This window comes from Streptococcus oralis subsp. oralis (assembly GCF_000960035.1).
Lineage (GTDB): Bacteria > Bacillota > Bacilli > Lactobacillales > Streptococcaceae > Streptococcus > Streptococcus oralis_G.
This window is the reverse complement of record NZ_JYGR01000005.1, coordinates 121,091-144,383: the sequence shown is the minus strand read 5'-3', so window position 1 is coordinate 144,383 and position 23,293 is coordinate 121,091. Positions and strand designations below refer to the sequence as shown.

Genomic DNA, 23,293 nt, shown 5'->3' with positions numbered 1-23,293 from the left:
ATTCAATATGCATATTCATACTAACACTTTTCCCTATCTTTTTCAACAACTTTTATAATTTTATTTTAGAAAAATACAAAAATAATTTAATGATAAATGCTTTAAAAAACCAATATTCATGAAGGTTTACAGCTTGTAAACTCCTAGAATCATTTATCTTATAATTAAATAAAATACACTTTAATGTATCAATTTATTTTTTAGAGTCTTGTAGAAGTTAAATTTTCCCAAGTCTTACATTGTTATAACAAAAAATTTTCTATAAGAAGTGCACAAATTTAACAGTATATTTCTTAGCCATTATTTATAGATTATCATGAAGATTTGACTTAGAGGCCTAGAACCTTGACTAGAGATTCTTTTTTTGTTAAAATGTAACAAATATTATTACATCTAATATAAGATAAATCCATGAAAGGAATTCTACTATGAAATCATTCAAAGGTATTTTATTTATCGGACTTAGTATGCTTCTGACTATCCTAGCTTGGCTCAGTTCAGGTGCTAGTCAGTTTCTAATCCCTGGTTTAGCTCTCACTACCCTCTCACTTACTTTTATACTAGCTAGCCGTTTACCCTTGCTTGAGGCTTGGTTCAACGGACTTGAAAAGATGTATCTAGCTCATAAATTCACCGCTTTTCTATCCATTCTCCTACTAACCCTACACAACTTTAGCATGGGCGGTCTCTGGGGTTCGCATTTAGCCGCCCAGTTTGGAAATATCGCTATCTATATCTTTATCAGCATCGTTCTAGTTGCCTATCTGGGACAGTACATCCAGTATGAAGCTTGGAGATGGATTCATCGATTGGTTTATCTAGCCTATATCTTTGGTCTCTTTCATGTTTTGATGATCATGGGAAATCGTCTCCTTTCCTTTAGTTTCCTAGGTCTTATCTTTGGAATCTATGCTATTTTAGGCTTGCTTGCAGGTTTTTATATTATTTTCCTTTATCAAAAGATCGGTTTCACCTATCTTGGAAAAATCGTAGAAATCAAACGCCTCAACCACGATACGGCTGAAATTGAAATAGAGCTCAGTCATCCTTTCACCTACGAATATGGACAATTTGCCTTTCTAAAAATTTTCCAAAAAGGTTTTGAGACTGCTCCACACCCTTTCTCCATCTCTGGAGGACAAGGACGAACTCTTTATTTTACGATAAAAAACTCTGGTGACCACACCAAGAATATCTATGACAATCTTCAAGTTGGTAGCAAGGTTGCGCTTGATCGCGCCTATGGGCATATGACTATGGAACACGGTTCAAAGCAGCAAATCTGGATTGCAGGTGGAATTGGAATTACACCTTTCATCTCTTATATCCGAGAACACCCTATCCTAGACAGGAACGTCCGCTTCTACTATAGTTTCCGTGGAGAGGAAAATGCTGTCTACTTAGATCTACTTCGAGACTACGCCCGTCAAAATGCTAACTTTGACCTGCAGCTGGTCGATAGCAATGAAAAAGGATACCTGACTTTGGATCAAGAAGAAATCCCTGACCAGACTACAGTCTATATGTGTGGACCTCTTCCTATGATGAAGACCCTTGCCAAGCAAATCAAGAAAAAGAATCCCAAAGCAAAACTCATTTACGAAGGTTTCAAGTTTAAATAAGATCATTGTCCCTCTAACACAAAAGAGGGACTTTCTTTTCACTTTATTTCCCTCTTCTGTGCTATACTTAGTTTAGTACATTCTTTGAGATTGGAGCCAGTATGAAAATCCATAAAACCGTGAATCCCATTGCTTATGAAAACACTTATTATCTGGAAGGAGACCAACATCTGATTGTGGTTGACCCAGGTAGCCATTGGGAAGTCATTCGCAAGACTATCGAAAAAATCAACAAATCAGTCTGTGCGATTCTCCTGACCCACACCCACTACGACCATATTATGAGCCTAGACATGGTTCGTGAGACTTTTGGAAATCCCCCAGTTTATGTAGCAGAGAGTGAGGCTAGCTGGCTTTACACTCCTGTAGATAATCTTTCTGGTCTCCCTCGTCACGATGATATGGCAGACGTGGTCGCAAAACCAGCAGAACACACCTTTACCTTTCATGAGGAATACCAGCTTGAGGAATTTCGTTTTACAGTTCTACCGACCCCAGGGCACTCTATTGGCGGCGTTTCCCTGGTCTTTCCTGATGCTCATCTAGTCTTGACGGGAGATGCTCTATTCCGAGAAACCATCGGACGGACCGACCTTCCTACAGGTAGCACGGAACAACTCCTCCATAGCATTCAGACGCAACTCTTTACTCTTCCTAACTACGATGTCTATCCTGGACATGGTCCAGCTACGACTATCGCTCACGAAAAGACTTTTAATCCCTTTTTCTAGCAAGCAAAAAACCAAGGAAAAAATCCTTGGTTTTTGTCTTACCAAATAATCACACGGTCCTCTGGTGAACGCCACATGCCGTCGCCTTCTTTGACATCGTATGTTGTAAAGAAGTCATCGAAGTTTGGTACTTGGACGTTGACACGGAGTTTGGCAGGCGCGTGCACATCGACACTGGCCATAAGTTTCATCAACTCCGGACGACCTTTCATACGCCAGATACGAGCAAAATTGTGGAAGAATTCTTCAGCTGAGAAGTCTGGTTCTCTCTTAGCAGCTTCAAGGGCTGCAGCAATTCCGCCCAAGTCAGCAACGTTTTCTGATACAGTTAGTTTCCCGTTAATCGTTGCGCCGTAAGATTCTTGGCCATCAAACTGGTCGATAACTTTCTGCGTTTTTTCTTTGAAAGCAGCATAGTCACTCTCTGTCCACCAATCCTTGAGACTACCATTTTCATCAAAGGACGCACCATTTGTGTCAAAGGCATGAGAAATCTCATGGGCAATGACAGCACCAATACCACCGTAGTTGGCTGAAGACGACTGATGCAAATCATAGAATGGAGCCTGTAAAATGGCAGCTGGGAAGACAATCAAGTTCTTCTGAGGATTGTAGTAGGCATTAACCATGTGAGCTGGCATACCCCACTCCTTGTAATCAACCGGTTGGTTCCACTTGCTCCAGCTGTGCTTGATTTCCACACGCGCAAAGGCTAGGGCATTCTCAAAGAGACTGGCAGTTTCATCCACTACTTTGTCCTTGTAGCGTTCTGGCAATTCCTCTGGATAACCGATATAAGGCTTGATGACATTGAGTTTGACAATGGCCTTATCTCGCGTTTCAGGTGTGAGCCAGTCGTTCTTGGCCAAGCGTTCCTTATAAACGTCAATCATAGTTGCTACTTTTTTCTCTACGTCTGCCTTAGCTTCTGGGGAGAATTTTTCATGCGCATACCAGAGACCAAGAGCTTGCTTGAAAGGTCCTTGGGCCAAGTGATAAGCTGCCTTGACCTTATCCTGAGCTTCTGGAACACCTGAAAGGGCACGACCATAAGCACCTGACAGGACACGAATCTCGTCAGTTAGATAGCTGGTTGAAAGATTGACTACGCCCAAAATCAAAGTCGCCTTAAGCAAAGGCCACGCTTCTTCACTATAGAATTGCTCTGCTGCTTGCCAGAAACGTTCCTCATCTACGATAACCTTGTCAGGCACTTGCCCAAGAACGGCTTGAAAAAAGTCATCTAAAGGCAGAGCAGGGGCAAACTTTTTGAAATCTTCATAAGCGTATGGATGGTAAAGTTTGGCATATTCTGAACTTTCTTCATTAGAGAGGACTACAGCTGCGATACGACGGTCCAATTCCAATCGTTTCTCTAAAAGATCTTCGATTTCTTCATCTGAGAAGTTATAGGCTTTGAGGAGATTAGAAGTACTTTCTTTCCAAAGATTCAATAATTCCTCACGCTGAGGATGGTCTTCGGCATAGTAGGTTGTATCAGGCAAGATAGTTCCTGGAGCACTAGCCCAGAGAACATTGGTTCTAGCATCCATAAAGTCTGGTGATACGCCAAATGGAAGGAAATTTGGTTTGCCAGCTAATTCAAATGCTGCTAATTTGCTGGTAAAATCCGCAAAACTCTCCAAATCTTGGTATTCCTTGAGCAGAGGAAGAACAGGTTTGATCCCATCAGCTTCTCTCTTATCAAAATCACGTACCATACGATGGTACTTAACAAAGTTTGCGAGGATAGCGTCCTCTGGAACATCTTCCCCTTCCAACCACTTGTCCGTAGTTGCCAGCATTAACTCTTCAATCTCCTCATCAAGGTCAATAAAGCCACCTGTTCGAGATTTATCAGCTGGAATGACAGCTGTCTTTTCCCATTCGCCATTGATTGCATCATAAAAATCGTCTTGATAATGTGTCATCTTGTTCTCGCTTTCATTTTTTCACTTATTCTTAGCTTAGCAAAAAACACTTGGGAATGCAATTAAAAATGGTCTCTCTTTTTTCTTCATTTTTCAGTTATTATTTTAAATTTTTTTAAAATTAACTTGACTTAATTTTTTTTTTAAGGTATATTAAAAGACAGGAGGAAAATAACTGTATGATACGTATCGAAAACCTCAGTGTCTCCTACAAAGAAACGTTGGCACTAAAGGATATTTCACTAGTGCTCCAAGGACCAACTATTACCGGAATTATTGGTCCAAACGGTGCTGGAAAATCAACTTTATTAAAAAGTATGTTGGGAATTATCCCACACGAAGGTCAGGCCTTTCTTGATGACAAAGAATTCAAGAAATCTTTACATCGAGTTGCCTATGTCGAGCAAAAGATCCATATCGACTACAATTTCCCTATCAAGGTCAAGGAATGCGTCTCTCTGGGACTCTATCCATCCATCCCACTCTTTCACACCTTAAACGCTAGTCACTGGAAAAAAGTGGCAGATGCACTTGAAATCGTTGGGCTCTCAGACTATGCTGATCGCCAAATCAGCCAGCTCTCAGGCGGACAATTTCAACGTGTGTTGATTGCCCGTTGCTTAGTGCAGGAAGCTGACTACATCTTTCTAGATGAGCCATTTGTCGGGATTGATTCGGTTAGTGAAGAGATTATCATGAACACGCTGAGAGACCTTAAAAAAGCTGGTAAAACAGTTCTCATCGTCCATCATGACCTCAGCAAAGTCCCCCATTATTTCGACCAAGTTTTGCTTCTCAATCGAGAATTAATAGACCTTGGTCCGACTAAAGAAACCTTTACCGAAGCCAATCTCAAAAGAGCTTATGGTAGCAAACTCTTTTTCAATGGAGGTGACCTATGTTAGCAGAATTTATCGATGGATTGCAACATTTCCATTTCCTACAAAACGCCTTGATAACAGCTATAGTCATCGGGGTGGTTGCTGGAGCTGTGGGATGTTTTATCATCCTACGTGGAATGTCTCTCATGGGGGATGCTATCTCTCACGCAGTTTTGCCCGGCGTAGCCCTTTCCTTTATCCTGGGAATTGATTTCTTTATTGGAGCCATCATCTTTGGCTTGATGGCTTCCATCATCATTACCTACATCAAGGGAAACTCTATCATCAAGAGTGACACTGCCATTGGTATTACCTTTTCATCTTTCTTAGCCTTAGGTGTCATCTTGATTAGTGTTGCCAAGAGTTCAACAGACCTCTTCCATATCCTTTTTGGAAATATCCTTGCTGTCCAAGATACGGACATGTGGATCACCATTGGTGTGGGGACAATCATTCTCTTGATTATCGGGATTTTCTTTAAACAACTATTGATTACATCCTTTGACGAACTCCTGGCTAAAGCCATGGGAATGCCCGTCAATTTCTACCACTATCTGCTCATGGTACTCTTGACCCTTGTGTCAGTCACTGCCATGCAAAGTGTTGGAACTATTCTTATCGTGGCCATGTTGATCACCCCAGCTGCGACGGCTTACCTTTATGCTAATAGCCTAAAGAGCATGATTTTTCTTTCATCAACCCTAGGGGCAACCGCTTCTGTTTTGGGGCTCTTTATCGGCTATAGCTTCAATCTCGCAGCAGGATCCAGCATCGTGCTCACATCCGCCAGCTTCTTTTTAATCAGTTTCTTTATCTCTCCAAAGCAACGATACTTGAAACTAAAAAATAAAAAAATCAATAAATAAGGGGAAACCCTTCTGGAGGAATCTAATGAAAAAATTAGGTACATTGCTTGTTCTTTTTCTTGCTACCATTGGATTAGCTGCCTGTGCTAGCGGAAAAAAAGACACAGCATCTACAAACCAAAAACTAAAGGTTGTAGCAACTAACTCTATCATTGCTGATATTACTAAAAATATCGCTGGTGACAAGATTGATCTTCACAGTATCGTTCCGATTGGTCAAGACCCACACGAATACGAACCACTTCCTGAAGATGTTAAGAAAACTTCTGAGGCTGACCTCATTTTCTATAACGGTATCAACCTTGAAACAGGTGGCAATGCTTGGTTTACCAAATTGGTAGAAAATGCCAAGAAGACTGAAAACAAAGACTACTTTGCAGTCAGCGAAGGCGTTGAAGTCATCTACCTTGAAGGAAAAAATGAAAAAGGAAAAGAAGACCCACACGCTTGGCTCAACCTTGAAAATGGAATTATCTTTGCTAAAAATATCGCCAAACAATTAAGTGCTAAAGACCCTAGCAACAAGGAATTCTACGAAAAGAATCTTAAAGAATACACTGATAAGCTAGACAAACTTGATAAAGAAAGTAAGGATAAATTTAATAACATCCCTGCTGAAAAGAAACTCATTGTAACCAGCGAAGGAGCATTCAAATACTTCTCTAAAGCTTACGGAGTTCCAAGTGCCTACATTTGGGAAATCAACACGGAAGAGGAAGGAACACCTGAACAAATCAAGACTTTGGTTGAAAAACTTCGCCAAACAAAAGTTCCATCACTCTTTGTTGAATCAAGTGTCGATGACCGTCCAATGAAGACTGTTTCACAAGACACAAATATTCCAATTTACGCACAAATCTTTACGGACTCAATCGCTGAAGAAGGTAAAGAAGGCGACAGCTACTACAGCATGATGAAATACAACCTTGACAAGATTGCTGAAGGTTTGTCAAAATAATCCATTAAAAACGTCATTCTCACCGAATTGGCGTTTTTTCAATTTCCGGTCAAATCATTGGAAAAATCTGACAATTCTCGGTAAAATAAAAGAAAAAAGAATGGAGTAGTTTCATGACCACTTTTCTGGGAAATCCTGTAACTTTTACAGGTAAACAACTGCAAGTCGGAGACAAGGCACTTGACTTTTCTCTCACTACAACCGATCTCTCTAAAAAAACGCTAGCTGACTTTGATGGAAAGAAAAAAGTCTTGAGTGTTGTCCCTTCTATCGATACTGGTATCTGCTCAACGCAAACACGTCGATTCAACCAGGAACTTGCCAACCTCGACAATACCGTCGTTCTTACCGTTTCTATGGACCTACCATTTGCCCAAGGACGCTGGTGTGGAGCTGAAGGCCTTGACAATGCCATCATGCTTTCAGACTACTTTGACCATTCTTTCGGGCGCGATTATGCCCTCTTGATCAACGAATGGCATCTCCTTGCACGTGCCGTCTTTGTTCTCGATACTGACAATGTCATCCGTTATGTAGAATACGTTGACAATATTAACACGGAGCCAAACTTTGAAGCTGCTATTGCTGCAGTTAAAGAACTAGACTAAAATCACAAGCATTATGACAGAAAGCTAGAGAAATCTAGCTTTTTTTGGTATACTAGATGGAGAGAATATACAAGAGGAAACGAATGACTCCAAATAAAGAAGATTATTTAAAATGTATTTATGAAATCGGTACGGACATGCAAAAAATCACCAACAAAGAAATTGCTGCCCGTATGCAGGTCTCTCCACCTGCTGTAACAGAGATGATCAAACGCATGAAAAGTGAAAATCTCATCCTCAAGGATAAGGAGAACGGCTATCTATTGACAGATATTGGCCTCAAACTGGTCTCTGAGCTCTATCGTAAACACCGTTTGATAGAAGTCTTTCTAGTTCACCATCTAGACTATACTAGCGATCAAATCCACGAAGAAGCTGAGGTCCTAGAACACACAGTCTCTGACCTATTTGTAAAGAGACTGGATAAACTGCTTGGTTTTCCTCAAACCTGCCCCCACGGTGGAACCATACCAGCCGAGGGAGAACTCTTGGTCGAAATCAACAACTTACCACTAGCAGAGACCAAAGAAGCCGGTACCTACCTCCTGACTCGGGTTCACGATAGCTTTGATTTGCTTAAATACTTAGAAAAGTATGAGATTCATATTGGTGACCAACTCCAGGTCAAGCAGTTTGATAGCTTTTCCAATAGCTTTACTCTGGTCAACAAAAACGAAGATCTCCAAGTTAGCATCGATATCGCCAAACAACTCTATGTCGAAAAAATCAACTAACTCTTATTCCTGAAAGAAATTCCTTTCAGGGATTTTTTATTATGTTAGTTGCAACTCCCATTCGTTTGGTGTAGAATGAAGGTAGATAAAAGAGGGAGGTCATCCTATGAAAAAGCTCTTTAGACTACACTTCGCAGCCATTGCAGTCAGCGATTTGCTACTATTAGCAATTTTTATCTTCAAAACCGATCTCTCTGTAGACTGGCTCCTGCTGTCTGGTTTTATTTTCATCCTTGCTCAAGGACTACTGCTATTTCGCTTGGTCAACCGACTCAAATATCATTTCGTTGAGATTTATCCTCAAATCAATAAAAAGTTTCGCTTCTACTATTTAGGGGTGCTCATTAGCGATTTTCTATTATTTGTCCTTTTAGCCTTCACTAGTTCTCAGCGATTTTCATCTCTTATGCCAATCGTCACTGGTTGTCATTCTACTTTATATTATATGACGGCTAGCCACCTAAGGGAAAACTATCCAGACTTTTACGACAAACACATTTCTTTATGGGAGTGTTTCTAAACAAAAACCAAGCCAGCTGGCTTGGTTTTCTTATCTATTTTTTGTATCAAGGATAATGGTGACTGGTCCGTCATTGACCAGCTCCACCTGCATATCCGCTCCAAAGATACCTGTCTGAACAGGTACTTCCTGTGCTAGCTTTTGATTGAAAGCGTCATAGAAGTCTGATGCACTATCAGGCTTGGCTGCACCTGTAAAGGCTGGACGATTGCCCTTCTTAGTATCTGCAAAGAGGGTAAACTGAGAAATAGAAAGGATTTCGCCCCCAATATCCTTAATAGACAGATTCATCTTGCCTTCTGCATCTGAAAAAATCCGCATGTTGACCAGTTTTCTCACAGCATAATCCAGATCTTCCTCCTGGTCCTCTGGGCCTACACCGACCAACAATAAGAGCCCCTGATTGATTTTCCCCTGAACCTGACCTTCGATATTCACTTGGGCTTTCTTGACTCGTTGAATGATGATTTTCATAATAGCCTTTCTAATAACCGAGGGGAGAATTAGCCATTGGTCCGTTTGACGGAGTAAACCTCTGGCACACTCTTAATCTTGTCCACGACTGTGGTCAGTGTAGAGAGGTTGGAAATACCAAAGGAGACATGGATATTAGCAAATTTCATATCCTTAGTTGGCTGAGCATTAACGGTTGAGATATTCTTAGTGGTGTTGGAAAGAACTTGCAGAACATCATTTAAGAGACCTGTACGGTTGAGGCCGTAGATATCGATGTGAGCAATGTATTCCTTGCTTGAGTATTGGTCTTCCCATTCCACATCAAGGAGACGTTGTTCGTAGTTTTCTTGGGCGCGAAGGTTCATACAGTCCACACGGTGAATGGCCACACCACGACCCTTGGTAATGTAGCCAACAATGTCGTCACCCGGAACTGGATTGCAACACTTGGCAATCCGAACTAGGAGTCCTGAGGCACCTTCAATGACCACACCACCCTCATGCTTGACCTTGAGGGTTTCTTTATTTTCAACCTTTACCTCGCCACCTTTGACAAGTTCTTCTGCCTCCGCCTTGGCTTTGGCACGCTCTTCCTCACGGCGTTCTTTTTCAGTCAGACGATTAAAGACCGTAATGGCACCGATTTCTCCAAAACCAATGGCCGCAAAGAGAGACTCTTCTGTCTTGTAGCTAGTCTTTTGAAGGACTTGGTCCATGTGACGCTTGTCCATGAATTTATTGGCCACATAGCCGTTTTCTTGGAACTGAGCTATCAGCATTTCACGACCTTTGTTAACGGACAATTCCTTATCTTGGTTTTTAAAGAACTGACGAATCTTGTTGCGTGCCTTACTGGTCTTGACCATGTTGAGCCAATCACGACTCGGGCCAAAGGAGTTGGGGTTGGTGACGATTTCGACCTGATCCCCAGTTTTGAGCTTGGTTGTCAGAGGAACCATACGACCATTGACCTTGGCACCAGTTGCTTTTTCACCGACTTTGGTATGAATTTCATAGGCAAAGTCAATGGGGCCTGAATCTTTTGGAAGGGAACGTACAGCCCCATCTGGGGTAAAGACGTAAATCTCCTCAGCCAGGTAGTTTTCCTTAACAGAATCCACAAATTCCTTGGCATCATCAGCCTGGTCTTGCAACTCAATCATTTCCTTGATCCAGTTCATTCCGATAGCTGATTCTTTGCTGTTGACCTGCCCCTTGATTCCTTTCTTATAGGCCCAGTGAGCTGCTACCCCGTACTCAGCCACTTCGTGCATTTCCTTGGTACGAATCTGGAATTCAATCGGCCCTTTTGGTCCATAGACAGTCGTATGGATAGACTGGTAACCATTGGCCTTACGGTTAGCGATATAATCTTTAAAACGCCCAGGCATTGGTTTCCAAAGCTCATGCACATAGCCAAGCATGGCATAGACATCACTATGAGTCTCTAAGATACAGCGAATGGCAATCAGGTCATAGATTTCCTCGAAGCGTTTCTTCTTATCCTGCATCTTGCGATAGATTGAGTAGATATGCTTGGGACGGCCATAGATTTTCCCTTTGAGATTTCGTTCGGTAGCGTACTCTTCCAACTTGGTTACGACTTCGTCGACCAAAGCCTCACGTTCTCTGCGTTTTTCCTTCATCATGTGGGTAATCTTGTAAAACTCAGTTGGATTGAGGTAACGGAAAGATAGATCTTCCAACTCCCACTTGACACTGGAAATCCCTAGACGATGAGCAAGTGGTGCGTAAATTTCCATGGTTTCTCTGGAGATACGCTCTTGCTTGTCCTTTCGCAGGTGTTTGAGAGTCCGCATATTGTGCAAACGGTCCGATAATTTAACCAAGATAACACGGATATCCTCTGACATGGCCATAAGCATCTTGCGGTGATTTTCAGCCAATTGTTCCTCGAGTGATTTGTACTCAACTTTACCAAGCTTGGTCACCCCATCAACGATAATCCGAACATCATGACCGAACTCTCTCTCCAGGTCATCCAGTGTCGCATCTGTGTCTTCAACAACGTCATGCAAAAAACCACAGGCAACTGTTACAGCATCCAGCTTGAGCTTAGCTAGAATTCCTGCTACCTGAATGGGATGGATAATATAGGGCTCACCTGATTTCCGAAACTGCCCACTATGACAATCAACTGCGTAAATCAATGCTTTTTGTACAAAAGCAACGTCTTCCTTTGTTAAATATTCTTTCGTTAAAGCGACTACCTGATCGCCCGTCAAATTCACTTCTTTCGGCATCTATACTCTCCAATTCTTCCTACCATTTTATCACTTTTTTAAAGATATGAAAACTAGAAAAGCTCTGCAGTTCTATAATTTACTCCATTCCTTACAAGGATCTCAAAAAGAACAATAAACTTTAAACGATTTTATTATTTCTATTTACTTTTATGATTAATGAGTGGATTTTATGAACAAACTAGCTATTTCTTACCATTTTTAATGAAATTTATAAAAACATTCGTATTTAACTTGATTGATTTCCTTCCATCCTGTATAATAGAGTGAAACTATTTTTGAGGAGATTTTTATGTCATCATTTCGTAAACAAGCAGCCCTTTTAGGTCTGACGGCAGCTGTATTTGCAGCTTCTACTGCACAAGCAGACGAAAAAGCTACAAATCTAGATACTAGCACAACACCTACACCAGTAGCAAACCAATCAGAAAAAACTGTTGTAGCTACTGGAAATGAAAAGGCAACGGCATCTGAAAAAACGGACGCCCCTGCTAAACAAGATGAAAATGCTACTCCAGTAGCAAGCACTGAAACAACACCGTCTAAAGAAGGAAGCCTTGCGGACGACAAAGCCCTTCAACCAACAGAAGGACAGGAAGTCGATGTCCGCATACTTGCAACAACTGACCTTCACACCAATTTAGTTAACTATGATTATTACCAAGACAAACCCGCTGAGAACGTTGGACTAGCAAAGACAGCTGTTCTCATCGAGAAAGCTAAAAAAGAAAATAGCAATACACTTCTCGTAGATAATGGAGACACCATCCAAGGAACGCCACTTGGAACTTACAAGGCCATCGTTAACCCGGTCAAAGAAGGAGAACAACACCCTATGTATGCAGCCCTTCAAAAGCTGGATTTTGAAGCTGGTACACTAGGAAATCATGAGTTTAACTATGGTTTAGACTACCTCAAACGTGTCATTGATACAGCTGGAATGCCGATTGTCAACGCCAATGTTGTAGATCCTAAAACAGGCGCTTATGTCTACGATCCCTATAAAATCATCAGCAAAACCTTTGTTGATAAAACTGGTCGCAAAACGACCGTCAAAATTGGGGTGACTGGAATCGTTCCTCCTCAAATTCTCAGCTGGGATAAGGCTAACCTTGAAGGAAAGATTCAGGTCAATGACTCCGTCGAAGCTATTCAAAAGATTATCCCAGAAATGCGCAAAGCAGGTGCAGACATCACTCTTGTACTCTCTCACTCAGGCATCGGAGATGATAAGTACGAAAAAGGGGAAGAAAACGAAGGCTATCAAATTGCAAGTCTACCTGGTGTGGATGCAGTTGTAACAGGGCATTCTCACGCTGAATTTCCAAGTGGAAATGGCACTGGCTTTTATGAAAAATATGCTGGTGTTGATGGCGTAAATGGTAAGATTAATGGTACTCCTGTAACCATGGCTGGGAAATATGGGGACCACCTCGGTATTATCGACCTTAACCTTATCTACAAAAACGGAAAATGGACTGTTGCCAACAGCAAAGGCTCTATTCGTAAGATTCACACTAAGTCCAAAGACGCTGATGAACGAATCAAAGAAATTGCCAAAACAGCCCACGAAGGAACCATCCAATACGTTCGCCAACAAGTCGGAACAACAACTGCACCGATCACGAGTTATTTTGCCCTTGTCAAGGATGATCCATCTGTCCAAATCGTCAATAACGCGCAAATCTGGTATGCTAAGAAAGAACTAGCAGGAACTCCCGAAGGAGATCTTCCTATTCTCTCGGCTGCTGCACCATTTAAGGCGGGAACCCGTGGAGATGCTACTGCCTATACAGATATTCCAGCTGGCCCAATCGCCATCAAAAATGTAGCCGATCTCTACCTCTACGACAATGTCACGGCCATCCTAAAAGTCACTGGAGCTCAACTCAAAGAATGGTTGGAAATGTCTGCTGGTCAGTTCAACACGATTGATCCAACTAAAAAAGAAGCGCAACAGCTCATCAATCCAAGCTACCGTACTTATAATTTTGATGTGATTGACGGTGTCACCTATGAGTATGACGTCACCCAACCAAATAAATACGATCGCGAAGGTAAGTTGATCCACCCAGATGCTAGTCGTGTCCGCAATCTAAAATATCAAGGAAAAGATGTCCGTCCAGATCAGGAATTCATCGTGGTAACCAACAATTATCGCGCAAATGGTAAATTCCCTGGCGTTCGTGATGCTAGCCTCAATCGTCTCCTCGGACTTGAAAATCGCCAGGTTATCATCAACTATATCCTCGATGTAAAAAATATCAACCCAAGTGCAGATAAAAACTGGCACTTCACAAATAGCATAAAAGGGTTGGATGTTCGCTTCTTGACAGCTGATAAGGCCAAAGACTTGGTTGGCACAGATGGTGACATTCAATATCTAGCTAGCTCCGACCAAGAAGGGTTCGGCGAATACCGCCTTCTCTATGTAGAGCCTAAGACTGAACCTGCAGAAACAAATCACCACGAAGTCCAAGATACGCAGGGACAAAATCAAGGCGATGCAATCACTCTTTCAAACGGTGGGCAAACTATTATTTTACCAAGCGCTCATAATCCAGTAGCTACTACCCTACCAAATACAGGTGAGAAAACGTCTATCCTAACCTTCCTAGGTGTCATTCTAGCGGGGCTTGGACTTTCTCTCAAGAAAAAGGAAGAATAACACAATAGAAGCAAGACGAGACTCGTCCTGCTTCTTTTTAACCACCAAAAACACTACCAGATTTCTCTAGTAGTGTTTTGACATTTCATTTGCTTAGTAGACTGTTTTTTCAGTTTCTACGTCGAAGAAGTGTGCTTTGTTCAAGTCAAATCCAAGTTCAACTGTTGCACCTGTTTGCAAGTAGTCACGAGCATCCACTTTGGCAACAAATTCGTCTTTACCAACTTGGCAGTAAAGGTGAGATTCTGAACCAAGCAATTCTGATACAGAGATAGAAGCTTTGACAACTGATTCTGGGAATGTTTCAAGGAAAGCAGGTTCTGCATTCACATCTTCTGGACGGATACCGAAGATCAATTCTTTTCCTTCGTAGCCTTTGTCACGAAGAACTTTCAAAGCACCTTCTGGCACTTTCAAGCGGAAACCGTCAGAAACAATTTCACCACCAACCAATTTCACGTTGATGAAGTTCATAGCTGGGCTTCCGATAAATCCTGCAACGAACTTGTTAACTGGATTTTTGTAAACTTCTTGAGGAGTACCGATTTGTTCTACACGTCCGATAGTACCTGTACCAGCAGGGTTCTTAGTAGCTGACATGATAACGATGCGGTCTGCAAGTGTCATCGCTTCTGTTTGGTCGTGGGTTACGTAGATAGTTGTAGCTCCGATACGACGGTGGATCTTCGCAATTTCAGCACGCATAGATACACGAAGTTTGGCATCCAAGTTTGACAAAGGTTCGTCCATCAAGAACACTTTTGCATCACGGACGATCGCACGACCCATGGCAACACGTTGACGTTGACCACCAGAAAGGTCAGCTGGTTTACGATCCAAGAATTCTTTCAAACCAAGGATTGCTGCTGCTTCTTGAACACGCTTGTCGATATCTTCCTTGCTGTATTTACGCAATTTCAAACCGAAAGCCATGTTGTCATATACAGTCATGTGTGGGTAAAGAGCGTAGTTTTGGAATACCATGGCGATGTCACGGTCTTTTGGAGCTACGTCGTTGACAACCACGCCATCGATAGATGCAGTACCTTCTGTGATGTCTTCAAGACCAGCAATCATACGAAGAGTTGTTGATTTACCACATCCTGAAGGACCTACGAAAACGATAAATTCTTTGTCTTTGATGTCCAAGTTGAAGTCTTCAACTGAATAGTGTTCGCTGTTTGGATATTTTTTGTAAATATTTTTAAGATTTAATTCTACCATCGAGGTGAACTCCTTTTGTCTTTTGATAGTTTTATTATAAATGAAAACGCTTTACTTTTCTATGGCAAGGTGACCAAAAAAATTAAAAAGTTCTGTGCAACTTGCACAAAACTTTAAAGAATATCTGGTAAAATCAACTGATAACACAAGGTCAGGTCGGTCAATTCCTTCAACTGAAGCCCTGTCAATTCTTCCCATTTATCAATCTTGTATTGGAGAGAATTGCGATGTAGATAGAGTTGCTGGGCTGTTTTAGTTAGGACGGCACTATTTTCCCAAAGAGAGAGAATGATTTCCTGAATCTGGTCCTGATCCAAGATTATCTGGTGCAAGCATTCCTTGATTACCTTCAGGTCTACTAGTCTTTCTCCCATACTCCAAAGATAGAGTTGGGAAAAGGTGTGTACACCTTGGTGACCCTGACGCCACCATGTCTTAAACAAATCTCGCTCCGCTTTAATTAAGTCTGACAGGGCTTGATAGCCTGTCTGAGAGCAGACCTGCCCCAACATGATAGATAGACGAAGACCAAAGTCATACTCTACTGCCTCAATCGTATCGGATAAGATTGAGCGAACAGAAGTGTATTTATCTTGCTGGAGAACAAAAACATAGTCCTGAACTCCGACCTGCAATACTGTCTGGCAGTTGGGAAAGAGAGTTTGCATCATGTCTAGCCAAGAGGATAGATTTTCCTGTTGGAAATAGGAAAGATGGCAATAAACCAGTTGTATCTTTTTAAAAGTTTGAGGCGCCTGCCCCTTCCCCTCGATCAGATAGGGATACCAAGGATTGAGCGAACGAGCCTGCTCCTGCTGAGTCAAAAGGGCAACCAGCTGCTTTTCACGCTCACTGAGCCCAGCTTCCTCCAGTAAAATCCACTGCTGAGAAGATAGAGGAAGTGTAAGATATCCTAATTTCTCTATCGGCTGATCTGAAATCTGAGCCTCAGGAAACCAATCTTGTAATTCTTTTGCAAGCATTTCTACGCCTCCACTTTTTGGATACACCACGAAATCAAGGTCTCTAGACGCTCCATATTTTCAGTCAGATGAAGATAGCCCATGACCGCTTCAAAGCCAGTAGACATGCGGTAGGTCACCACATCCGCATTTTTAGCCTTTGTGTGACTATTGGTATTGCGGCCTCGTTTATAGATTTCTTCTTCTTTTTCCGTCAAGACTTGCTCCTCCAACATGAGGGCAATCAGGCGAGCCTGAGCCTTGGCTGAGACATACTTGGTCGCCTCTTGGTGGAGCTTGTTGGGCTTGGTCATGCCTTTAAGGATGAGATGGCGACGGATATACATGGAATAAACTGCATCTCCCTCAAAAGCCAACGCAATCCCGTTAATGAGATTGACATCAATCACGAGTCCACCTCACTCCATCCTTGGTATCAAGGAGCTTAATTCCTTGAGCCGCTAATTGATCACGGATTTGGTCTGCTGTCGCAAAGTCACGATTGGCACGCGCTTCTTGGCGTTTTTGGATTAAGGCTTCAATGTCTGCATCCAAAACTTCCTCAACAAAGACAATCCCAAAGACCTCCAACATATCCGCAAGAGCTTTCTTAACACTTGCATCATAGTTTCCTGAGTTGATCCATTTGGCCATTTCAAAGACAACTGTGATACCATTTGCGGAGTTGAAATCCTCATCCATAGCAGCTACAAACTTATCTTTAAAGTCCTGTAACTCTTGAGCATCTACAGTCCCAGAAAATGGTTGCTCGTAGGTGTTCTTTAGATACTTGAGATTTGTCTCTGCATCACGCACTGCTTTTTCCGTAAAGTTGATAGGCTTACGGTAATGCTGAGTCGCAAAGAAGAAACGCAACACTTGCCCATCAAGAGTTTTAAGGGCATCGTGTACGGTTATAAAGTTCCCCAAGGATTTAGACATCTTGACATTATCGATGTTGACAAAGCCATTGTGCATCCAGTAGTTAGCAAAGGTCTTGCCTGTTTTTGCTTCTGACTGGGCAATTTCATTGGTATGGTGAGGAAACTCCAGATCGGCTCCCCCACCGTGGATATCAATAGTATCGCCCAAAATTTCTGTTGACATGACCGAACATTCGATATGCCAGCCTGGACGACCAGGTCCCCAAGGGCTATCCCAGGAAATCTCGCCTGGTTTGGCAGCTTTCCAAAGGGCAAAGTCTACAGGATTTTCCTTGCGAGCTGTTTCTTCATCGGTACGACCTGAAGCACCCAGCTCCAAATCTTCCAAGGTTTTGTTAGCCAATTTGGCGTAATTGTGGGATTTTTCCACTCGGAAGTAAACATCTCCTTGACTCTCGTAGGCAAAGCCTTTTTCAATCAAGTCTTCCACAAAGCGGATAATGTTCGCCATAAACTCCACTACACGCGGATGGCGAGTCGCAGGTTTCACGCCCAAGGCCGTCACATCCTCACGAAAGGCAGCGATGTACTTGTCCGCAACCTCCTGAGGCGTGATGCCTTCTTCCTTGGCACGATTGATAATCTTATCATCCACATCCGTAAAGTTGGAAATATAGGCAACTTCGTAGCCACGGTATTCAAAATAACGACGAATGGTATCAAAAGCCACCGTCGAACGGGCATTCCCCACGTGGATATAGTTGTAGACCGTAGGCCCACAGACATACATCTTAACCTTGCCGTCCTCAATAGGTACAAATTCTCGCAAATCACGAGACATTGTGTCGTAAATTTTAATCATGCGGTCCACTCCCTTCTCTATTTCTGACTTTTTCGGCTGAAAACCAGCTCTGCAAAAGGGCCAAATTGTCTGAGACTATCCAGTTGGTAAAAGCGCTGCCCTTCCTCTTGAGTAAAGAGGGGAACTCCCTTTCCTAGGATAAGGGGCGCTATCTGAATAATGAGGTGGTCGAAAAGATCCGCATCCAAGAGCGGTCCTACCAAGGAATTACCACCAATCACAAAGACATTTTTACCTTTGTCAATCTGGTGAACAAAGTCCACCACATCCCCAGCTACTGGCTGGTAATTGCTGACAGGCAGGTGCCTATCATGCGTAAAGACATAGTTTTCCGTAGCTTGATAAAAACTTTCTACATCTTGTAAATCTTGGATTTCCTCAAAGGTCCGCTTGCCCATGATGGTGATATCCATTTGTCTGTAAAAGTCATCATAGCCTGTATCCTCTACAGAACCAAGCTGATGCAGCCAGTCTATCCTGTGCTGGCTGTCTGCCAAGTAGCCATCCATGGTAATACAGCCGTAAAAATATACTGCCATTCTTGTAGTTACCTTTCTAGTTCCTTTGCTATTATCAAAGCGATAGTGAAAAAAGTCATGGCATCAGCTGTCCGCTCTTCATGGCGAGCATCCCAGGTTCGGTTATGATGTTCCACATAGTCAGCTGTGTAGAAGAACTGATAGACTTTACTCTTGCGAAATTGACTCCAAGCCATGATAGCTGAAGCTTCCATGTCCACCACACTTGTGCACCAGCAGCCAAGCGACGCTTGACCTTATCAGGCGTTTCTCGATAAAAGGCATTACTACTCTCTACAAACCCGACGATCTGTGACTGGCTTCTCTAGCCTGCTCTAGTTTATTGACGTAGTACTCCCGTTTTTCTTCGACTTCGTGGATCGTTGGTTCATCCTTCTGTCCATGAACGCGAACAATCTTAGCCGGAATACCGACAACCGTCACATCACTAGGTACGTCTGCCACAACTACTGCAGCAGCACCGACTTTGGCATTTTCACCGATTTCTACCGGTCCGATGACTTGGGCATGGGCTGATATGAGAGCTCCTTTACGCACAGTCGGATGGCGTTTGCCAACATCCTTCCCTGTCCCACCAAGTGTTACTCCGTGATAGAGAAGAACGCCTTTTTCAACAATCGCCGTCTCTCCAATCACCAGACCTGAACCATGGTCGATAAAAACACCTGAGTCAATCTGGGCACCCGGATGAATCTCGATTTGGGTCCAAAAGCGCCAAAACTGACTGTGCATCCGAGCTAGGAGTTTGAAGCCGTGCTTCCATAGAAAATGCGAGAGACGGTGGGCAGCTAAGGCCTTAACACCTGGATAAGTCAGCAAAACTTCCAAACTGTTGCGTGCCGCTGGATCATTTTCTTTTACGATATCAATGGTTTCGCGCCACCATCCCATACATTTCTCCTTTTCTTATTCTGAATCTTTTGGTGTTTCTGTAAATTCTTTCTTCGATTTGTGGTCCTTGTGATGACGTGGACGGTGAGGTCGCTCAGACTTTTCGCCTTTTTCATCATGCTCAGGTTTTGGGGGACGAGGAAGAAGAACTTTCATAGAGGCATCGATACGGCCTTTTTCATCAATCTTGATAACCTTAACGTCGACTTCATCACCGATAGCTACCAAGTCCTCGACACGGTTGGTACGAGTCCAAGCCATTTCCGAAATGTGAACGAGGGCGTCTGTCTTGTCAAAGAGGTTAACAAAGGCACCGAATTTCTCGATACGAACAACCTTGGCATGGTAAACCTCATCTACTTTAGCCTCACGAACCAAGCCAGCAATGATTTCTTTGGCACGGTTAATAGCAGCTTGGTCACTAGAGTAGATAGATACATTTCCTTCTTCGTCGATATCAATCTTAACGCCTGTTTCAGCGATAATCTTGTCAATCGTTTCTCCACCTTTACCGATGACAATCTTGATCTTATCAACATCAATCTTAATGGTATCAATTTTCGGAGCAGTTGGAGCCAATTCTGGACGAACTTCTGGAATAGTTGCTTCAATCACATCAAGGATTTCAAAACGCGCTTTCTTGGCTTGAGCAAGGGCTTCAGTCAAGATTTCTGCAGTAATTCCTTGGATCTTGATATCCATTTGAAGAGCTGTAATCCCCTCACGAGTACCGGCAACCTTGAAGTCCATATCTCCAAAGTGGTCTTCCAAACCTTGGATATCTGTCAATACTGTATAGTTATTTCCATCTGAGATAAGACCCATGGCAATACCAGCTACTGGCGCCTTGATTGGCACACCACCAGCCATAAGGGCAAGCGTTCCCGCACAGATAGAAGCTTGAGAAGAAGAACCGTTTGATTCTAATACTTCAGCTACCAAGCGGATCGCATATGGGAATTCTTCCAAACTTGGCAAGACTTGAGCAAGGGCACGCTCACCAAGAGCACCGTGACCAATTTCACGACGACCTGGTGCACCATAACGACCAGTTTCCCCTACTGAGTATTGCGGGAAGTTATAGTGGTGCATAAAGCGCTTCTTGTACTCTGGGGCCAAACCATCGATGATTTGAGTTTCTCCCATCGGAGCCAAGGTCAAAACTGAAAGGGCTTGAGTTTGTCCACGAGTGAAAAGGCCAGAACCATGTACACGAGGAAGATAGTCAACAACCGCATCCAAAGGACGGATTTCATCGACCTTACGACCGTCAGGACGCACCTTGTCTTCTGTGATCAAACGACGCACTTCAGCGTGCTCCATTTGTTCCAAGATTTCAGCCACATCACGCATGATACGGTCAAATTCTTCGTGGTCTGCATATTTTTCTTCGTAAACTGCGGTTACTTGGTCTTTAACTGCTTGAGTTGCAGCTTCACGAGCTAATTTTTCTTCTACTTGTACCGCTTTTTGGAGGTCGCTGTTGTAGGCTGCGATGATTTCAGCCTGTAATTCAGCGTCTACATGAAGCAATTCCACTTCTGCTTTTTCCTTACCGACCGCAGCAACGATTTCTTCTTGGAAGGCAATCAATTCTTTGACTGCTTCATGCCCTTTGAGAAGAGCTTCCAACATGATTTCTTCTGACAATTCTTTGGCACCAGACTCAACCATGTTGATAGCGTGTTTGGTCCCAGCTACTGTCAATTCAAGAAGCGAACGCTCTGCCTGTTCTTGAGTAGGGTTGATAATGATTTGGCCGTCAACATAGCCCACTTGTACCCCAGCAATAGGTCCGTCAAACGGAATATCTGAGATAGAAAGTGCCAATGATGAACCAAACATAGCTGCCATTGGAGCAGAGGCATTTTCATCGTAAGAAAGCACCGTGTTGATGACTTGCACTTCATTACGGAAACCTTCCGCAAACATAGGACGGATTGGACGGTCAATCAAACGCGCTGTCAAGGTCGCATCCGTTGAAGGACGTCCTTCACGTTTCATAAAGCCACCAGGAAACTTCCCAGCCGCATACATTTTTTCTTCGTAGTTGACTTGGAGTGGGAAAAAATCCCCAGTTGCCATTTTCTTAGACATAACGGCCGCAGTCAAGACAGTTGACTCACCATAACGCACGACAACAGCGCCATTTGCTTGCTTAGCAACCTGACCAGTCTCTACGATTAACTCACGACCCGCAAAAGTCGTTTGAAACACTTGTTTTGTCATTTTAATCCCCTTTGGATTGATGAAATTATACGCCTTGCCTACAAAGATCAAGATACTAAGGTCGCAAAAAGCAAAGTAAAAATAGGAAACTGGCGAAGTCTTCGATGAAGACAAGACAGTTTATCTTTTTTACACAGCTTTTCGGCCGGGTTCAATTACTCATGATAGCATAAATTGACGCAGTGTGCGATACACACCAGGAAATCTATCTTTTTCACTAGGGATTTAGCCCGTGTTCAACTTTCAAGATACAAATCATTAGAAAGGTTTGATGCTAAAGCATCTAATCCTTTCACGCTAATCGCTATTAGGCGATTAGCTAAATGCTTTACTAACTCTCTCGTCAAATAACATCGATTTGACACGTTCGTATCGCTTCAACTAAATGCTAAAAAGAACAAATTATGAAAAAATTTCTGTCATAAAATTGAGAATCGACAAAGCCTTTAAAACTTAAATACCCTCATCTTTGTATCAAGTACGTACAGAGTCTATTTTATCATATTTTTCTTAAAAAGTACGGGCTTTTCTATTAAAAAGGAACCATTCCCCTCACCTGAGAAGAATGGTTTGCTTTTTATTATCCTAAAGACTGATGGTTGAACAAGGCATGGGTTGCTTGGTGGATGTATTTTGCTGTTTCAGCATTGTTCATGGTGTAGAGATGCACACCTGCGACATCCTGGGTTACCAAGTCCACAATCTGATCCACTGCATAGGCAAGTCCTGCTGCTCTGAGCGACTCAGGGTCATGCTCATACTTGTCTAAGATGGCCTTAAATTTACGTGGAAGGTGGATATTCTCACAAGTCTTCAAGAGACGAAGCGCTTGATTACGGTTAAGAATAGGCATGATTCCCGCATGAATAGGAACATCAATCCCTGCCAAGGTACACTTATCTTGGAAATCGTAGAAACGCTCATTGTCAAAGAAAAGTTGCGTTACAAGGCTTGAACAGCCTGCATCCACTTTCTTCTTGAGATTTTGAATATCTGAGATTTGGTTTGGCGAGTCAGGATGCCCCTCTGGGTAGCAAGCACCAACAATATCAAAGTGAGGGGCTTGTTCCTTGATGAACTCGATCAAATCCGTTGCGTAGCGGAAATCCTTTTGTGGCTCCACATCAGGGATAATATCACCACGCAAGGCCAAGATTTTCTGTACCCCAACCTTATCCAAGTCCGCAATGGTTTCAGCAACTTTGTCCTTGGTCAGATAGATAGCTGGCAAGTGGGCAATAGTTGGAATCGCCAAGTCATTCTGGATAAAGTCAGCCAAACGAACCGTTGTTTCCTTGATATTAAATTTATTATTGCTGGCAGTCACACTGATAAAGTGCGGTGTTAGCTCCCGCATATCCTGCAAGGCTGAAATAATTTTATCATTACCCACAGCTGGGTTTGGAGGGAACACTTCAAATGAAAGTGACGGAGTTTGGCGTGACATAGTCATTATCCTTTTC

General features: G+C 42.7%; 20 protein-coding genes and 1 pseudogene. 9 read left to right on the top strand and 12 right to left on the bottom strand.

Annotation, left to right across the window (positions count from 1 at the left end; all coding sequences use genetic code 11):
• The first annotated feature begins 428 nt into the window (after positions 1-428).
• Positions 429-1,622 (top strand): ferredoxin reductase family protein, encoded by a 1,194-nt coding sequence (locus TZ92_RS03830; RefSeq protein ID WP_033630259.1) that lies wholly within the window; start codon positions 429-431, stop codon positions 1,620-1,622.
• Positions 1,623-1,723: 101 nt separating this feature from the next.
• Entirely contained in the window at positions 1,724-2,353 is a 630-nt protein-coding gene (locus TZ92_RS03825; protein ID WP_033630260.1) for an MBL fold metallo-hydrolase, read from the top strand.
• Positions 2,354-2,391: 38 nt separating this feature from the next.
• On the opposite strand, the gene TZ92_RS03820 is transcribed toward TZ92_RS03825, so the two are convergent.
• Entirely contained in the window at positions 2,392-4,284 is a 1,893-nt protein-coding gene (locus tag TZ92_RS03820; RefSeq protein ID WP_033630261.1) for a M13 family metallopeptidase, read from the bottom strand.
• Between the two features lie 179 nt (positions 4,285-4,463).
• Between TZ92_RS03820 and TZ92_RS03815 the strand changes: the two genes are divergently transcribed.
• From TZ92_RS03815 to TZ92_RS03790, 6 genes are all read left to right on the top strand, one after another.
• The gene (locus TZ92_RS03815; RefSeq protein ID WP_033630262.1) at positions 4,464-5,189 is read left to right on the top strand and encodes a metal ABC transporter ATP-binding protein; all 726 of its coding nucleotides are present in this window, start codon (positions 4,464-4,466) and stop codon (positions 5,187-5,189) included.
• A complete protein-coding gene (locus tag TZ92_RS03810) occupies positions 5,183-6,031 on the top strand; it encodes a metal ABC transporter permease (protein WP_033630263.1) in 849 nt (282 codons plus the stop codon). Before TZ92_RS03815 ends, TZ92_RS03810 begins: the two co-directional genes overlap by 7 nt.
• Before the next feature lie 25 nt (positions 6,032-6,056).
• Entirely contained in the window at positions 6,057-6,989 is a 933-nt protein-coding gene (psaA, locus tag TZ92_RS03805; protein ID WP_033630264.1) for a metal ABC transporter substrate-binding lipoprotein/adhesin PsaA, read from the top strand.
• A 113-nt stretch (positions 6,990-7,102) separates the two neighbouring features.
• The gene (gene tpx / locus TZ92_RS03800) at positions 7,103-7,597 is read left to right on the top strand and encodes a thiol peroxidase (RefSeq protein WP_033630265.1); all 495 of its coding nucleotides are present in this window, start codon (positions 7,103-7,105) and stop codon (positions 7,595-7,597) included.
• 83 nt (positions 7,598-7,680) lie between these two features.
• On the top strand, positions 7,681-8,331 hold the full coding sequence (locus tag TZ92_RS03795; protein WP_033630266.1) for a metal-dependent transcriptional regulator: 651 nt from the start codon (positions 7,681-7,683) through the stop codon (positions 8,329-8,331).
• Between the two features lie 106 nt (positions 8,332-8,437).
• Positions 8,438-8,851, top strand: coding sequence for a hypothetical protein (locus tag TZ92_RS03790; RefSeq protein ID WP_033630267.1), 414 nt, complete (start codon positions 8,438-8,440; stop codon positions 8,849-8,851).
• Between the two features lie 30 nt (positions 8,852-8,881).
• Here the strand turns inward: TZ92_RS03790 and dtd are convergent, their stop codons facing one another.
• Both dtd and TZ92_RS03780 read right to left on the bottom strand, forming a co-directional pair.
• Positions 8,882-9,325: a D-aminoacyl-tRNA deacylase gene (gene dtd / locus TZ92_RS03785; protein ID WP_033630268.1), complete on the bottom strand. Its 444-nt coding sequence runs from the start codon at positions 9,323-9,325 to the stop codon at positions 8,882-8,884.
• Between the two features lie 29 nt (positions 9,326-9,354).
• Positions 9,355-11,571, bottom strand: a complete 2,217-nt coding sequence (locus TZ92_RS03780; protein WP_033630269.1) for a RelA/SpoT family protein — start codon at positions 11,569-11,571, stop codon at positions 9,355-9,357.
• 292 nt (positions 11,572-11,863) lie between these two features.
• On the opposite strand from TZ92_RS03780, the gene TZ92_RS03775 reads away from it, so the two are divergent.
• Positions 11,864-14,239 (top strand): bifunctional 2',3'-cyclic-nucleotide 2'-phosphodiesterase/3'-nucleotidase, encoded by a 2,376-nt coding sequence (locus TZ92_RS03775; protein ID WP_033630270.1) that lies wholly within the window; start codon positions 11,864-11,866, stop codon positions 14,237-14,239.
• Between the two features lie 93 nt (positions 14,240-14,332).
• On the opposite strand, the gene TZ92_RS03770 is transcribed toward TZ92_RS03775, so the two are convergent.
• The 9 genes and pseudogenes from TZ92_RS03770 to metF form a co-directional block, all read right to left on the bottom strand.
• The gene (locus TZ92_RS03770) at positions 14,333-15,463 is read right to left on the bottom strand and encodes an ABC transporter ATP-binding protein (RefSeq protein ID WP_033630271.1); all 1,131 of its coding nucleotides are present in this window, start codon (positions 15,461-15,463) and stop codon (positions 14,333-14,335) included.
• A gap of 113 nt (positions 15,464-15,576) precedes the next feature.
• The gene (locus tag TZ92_RS03765) at positions 15,577-16,446 is read right to left on the bottom strand and encodes a helix-turn-helix domain-containing protein (protein ID WP_033630272.1); all 870 of its coding nucleotides are present in this window, start codon (positions 16,444-16,446) and stop codon (positions 15,577-15,579) included.
• A 2-nt stretch (positions 16,447-16,448) separates the two neighbouring features.
• On the bottom strand, positions 16,449-16,835 hold the full coding sequence (locus TZ92_RS03760; protein ID WP_033630273.1) for a Mini-ribonuclease 3: 387 nt from the start codon (positions 16,833-16,835) through the stop codon (positions 16,449-16,451).
• Positions 16,828-18,171 carry a cysteine--tRNA ligase gene (cysS, locus tag TZ92_RS03755; protein WP_045594807.1) on the bottom strand — a complete coding sequence of 448 codons (1,344 nt, stop codon included), beginning with the start codon at positions 18,169-18,171 and terminating at the stop codon, positions 16,828-16,830. Before cysS ends, TZ92_RS03760 begins: the two co-directional genes overlap by 8 nt.
• A 17-nt stretch (positions 18,172-18,188) precedes the next feature.
• Positions 18,189-18,710, bottom strand: coding sequence for a dihydrofolate reductase family protein (locus tag TZ92_RS03750; RefSeq protein ID WP_000301974.1), 522 nt, complete (start codon positions 18,708-18,710; stop codon positions 18,189-18,191).
• Positions 18,711-18,718: 8 nt separating this feature from the next.
• A pseudogene (locus tag TZ92_RS03745) lies at positions 18,719-18,981 on the bottom strand (phosphorylase family protein); the annotation flags it as partial.
• Between the two features lie 2 nt (positions 18,982-18,983).
• A complete protein-coding gene (gene cysE, locus TZ92_RS03740; protein ID WP_000539961.1) occupies positions 18,984-19,601 on the bottom strand; it encodes a serine O-acetyltransferase in 618 nt (205 codons plus the stop codon).
• 15 nt (positions 19,602-19,616) lie between these two features.
• Positions 19,617-21,830 carry a polyribonucleotide nucleotidyltransferase gene (gene pnp, locus TZ92_RS03735; RefSeq protein WP_033630275.1) on the bottom strand — a complete coding sequence of 738 codons (2,214 nt, stop codon included), beginning with the start codon at positions 21,828-21,830 and terminating at the stop codon, positions 19,617-19,619.
• Positions 21,831-22,410: 580 nt separating this feature from the next.
• Positions 22,411-23,277, bottom strand: a complete 867-nt coding sequence (metF, locus tag TZ92_RS03730; RefSeq protein ID WP_002882688.1) for a methylenetetrahydrofolate reductase [NAD(P)H] — start codon at positions 23,275-23,277, stop codon at positions 22,411-22,413.
• Between the last annotated feature and the right edge of the window lie 16 nt (positions 23,278-23,293).

Bases quoted from the DNA above. Each gene is read 5' to 3' on its own strand.
- TZ92_RS03830 (WP_033630259.1), top strand. From the start codon at position 429: ATGAAATCATTCAAAGGTATTTTATTTATCGGACTTAGTATGCTTCTG.
- TZ92_RS03825 (WP_033630260.1), top strand. From the start codon at position 1,724: ATGAAAATCCATAAAACCGTGAATCCCATTGCTTATGAAAACACTTAT.
- TZ92_RS03820 (WP_033630261.1), bottom strand. From the start codon at position 4,284: ATGACACATTATCAAGACGATTTTTATGATGCAATCAATGGCGAATGG.
- TZ92_RS03815 (WP_033630262.1), top strand. From the start codon at position 4,464: ATGATACGTATCGAAAACCTCAGTGTCTCCTACAAAGAAACGTTGGCA.
- TZ92_RS03810 (WP_033630263.1), top strand. From the start codon at position 5,183: ATGTTAGCAGAATTTATCGATGGATTGCAACATTTCCATTTCCTACAA.
- psaA (WP_033630264.1), top strand. From the start codon at position 6,057: ATGAAAAAATTAGGTACATTGCTTGTTCTTTTTCTTGCTACCATTGGA.
- tpx (WP_033630265.1), top strand. From the start codon at position 7,103: ATGACCACTTTTCTGGGAAATCCTGTAACTTTTACAGGTAAACAACTG.
- TZ92_RS03795 (WP_033630266.1), top strand. From the start codon at position 7,681: ATGACTCCAAATAAAGAAGATTATTTAAAATGTATTTATGAAATCGGT.
- TZ92_RS03790 (WP_033630267.1), top strand. From the start codon at position 8,438: ATGAAAAAGCTCTTTAGACTACACTTCGCAGCCATTGCAGTCAGCGAT.
- dtd (WP_033630268.1), bottom strand. From the start codon at position 9,325: ATGAAAATCATCATTCAACGAGTCAAGAAAGCCCAAGTGAATATCGAA.
- TZ92_RS03780 (WP_033630269.1), bottom strand. From the start codon at position 11,571: ATGCCGAAAGAAGTGAATTTGACGGGCGATCAGGTAGTCGCTTTAACG.
- TZ92_RS03775 (WP_033630270.1), top strand. From the start codon at position 11,864: ATGTCATCATTTCGTAAACAAGCAGCCCTTTTAGGTCTGACGGCAGCT.
- TZ92_RS03770 (WP_033630271.1), bottom strand. From the start codon at position 15,463: ATGGTAGAATTAAATCTTAAAAATATTTACAAAAAATATCCAAACAGC.
- TZ92_RS03765 (WP_033630272.1), bottom strand. From the start codon at position 16,446: ATGCTTGCAAAAGAATTACAAGATTGGTTTCCTGAGGCTCAGATTTCA.
- cysS (WP_045594807.1), bottom strand. From the start codon at position 18,171: ATGATTAAAATTTACGACACAATGTCTCGTGATTTGCGAGAATTTGTA.
- TZ92_RS03750 (WP_000301974.1), bottom strand. From the start codon at position 18,710: ATGGCAGTATATTTTTACGGCTGTATTACCATGGATGGCTACTTGGCA.
- cysE (WP_000539961.1), bottom strand. From the start codon at position 19,601: ATGGGATGGTGGCGCGAAACCATTGATATCGTAAAAGAAAATGATCCA.
- pnp (WP_033630275.1), bottom strand. From the start codon at position 21,830: ATGACAAAACAAGTGTTTCAAACGACTTTTGCGGGTCGTGAGTTAATC.
- metF (WP_002882688.1), bottom strand. From the start codon at position 23,277: ATGTCACGCCAAACTCCGTCACTTTCATTTGAAGTGTTCCCTCCAAAC.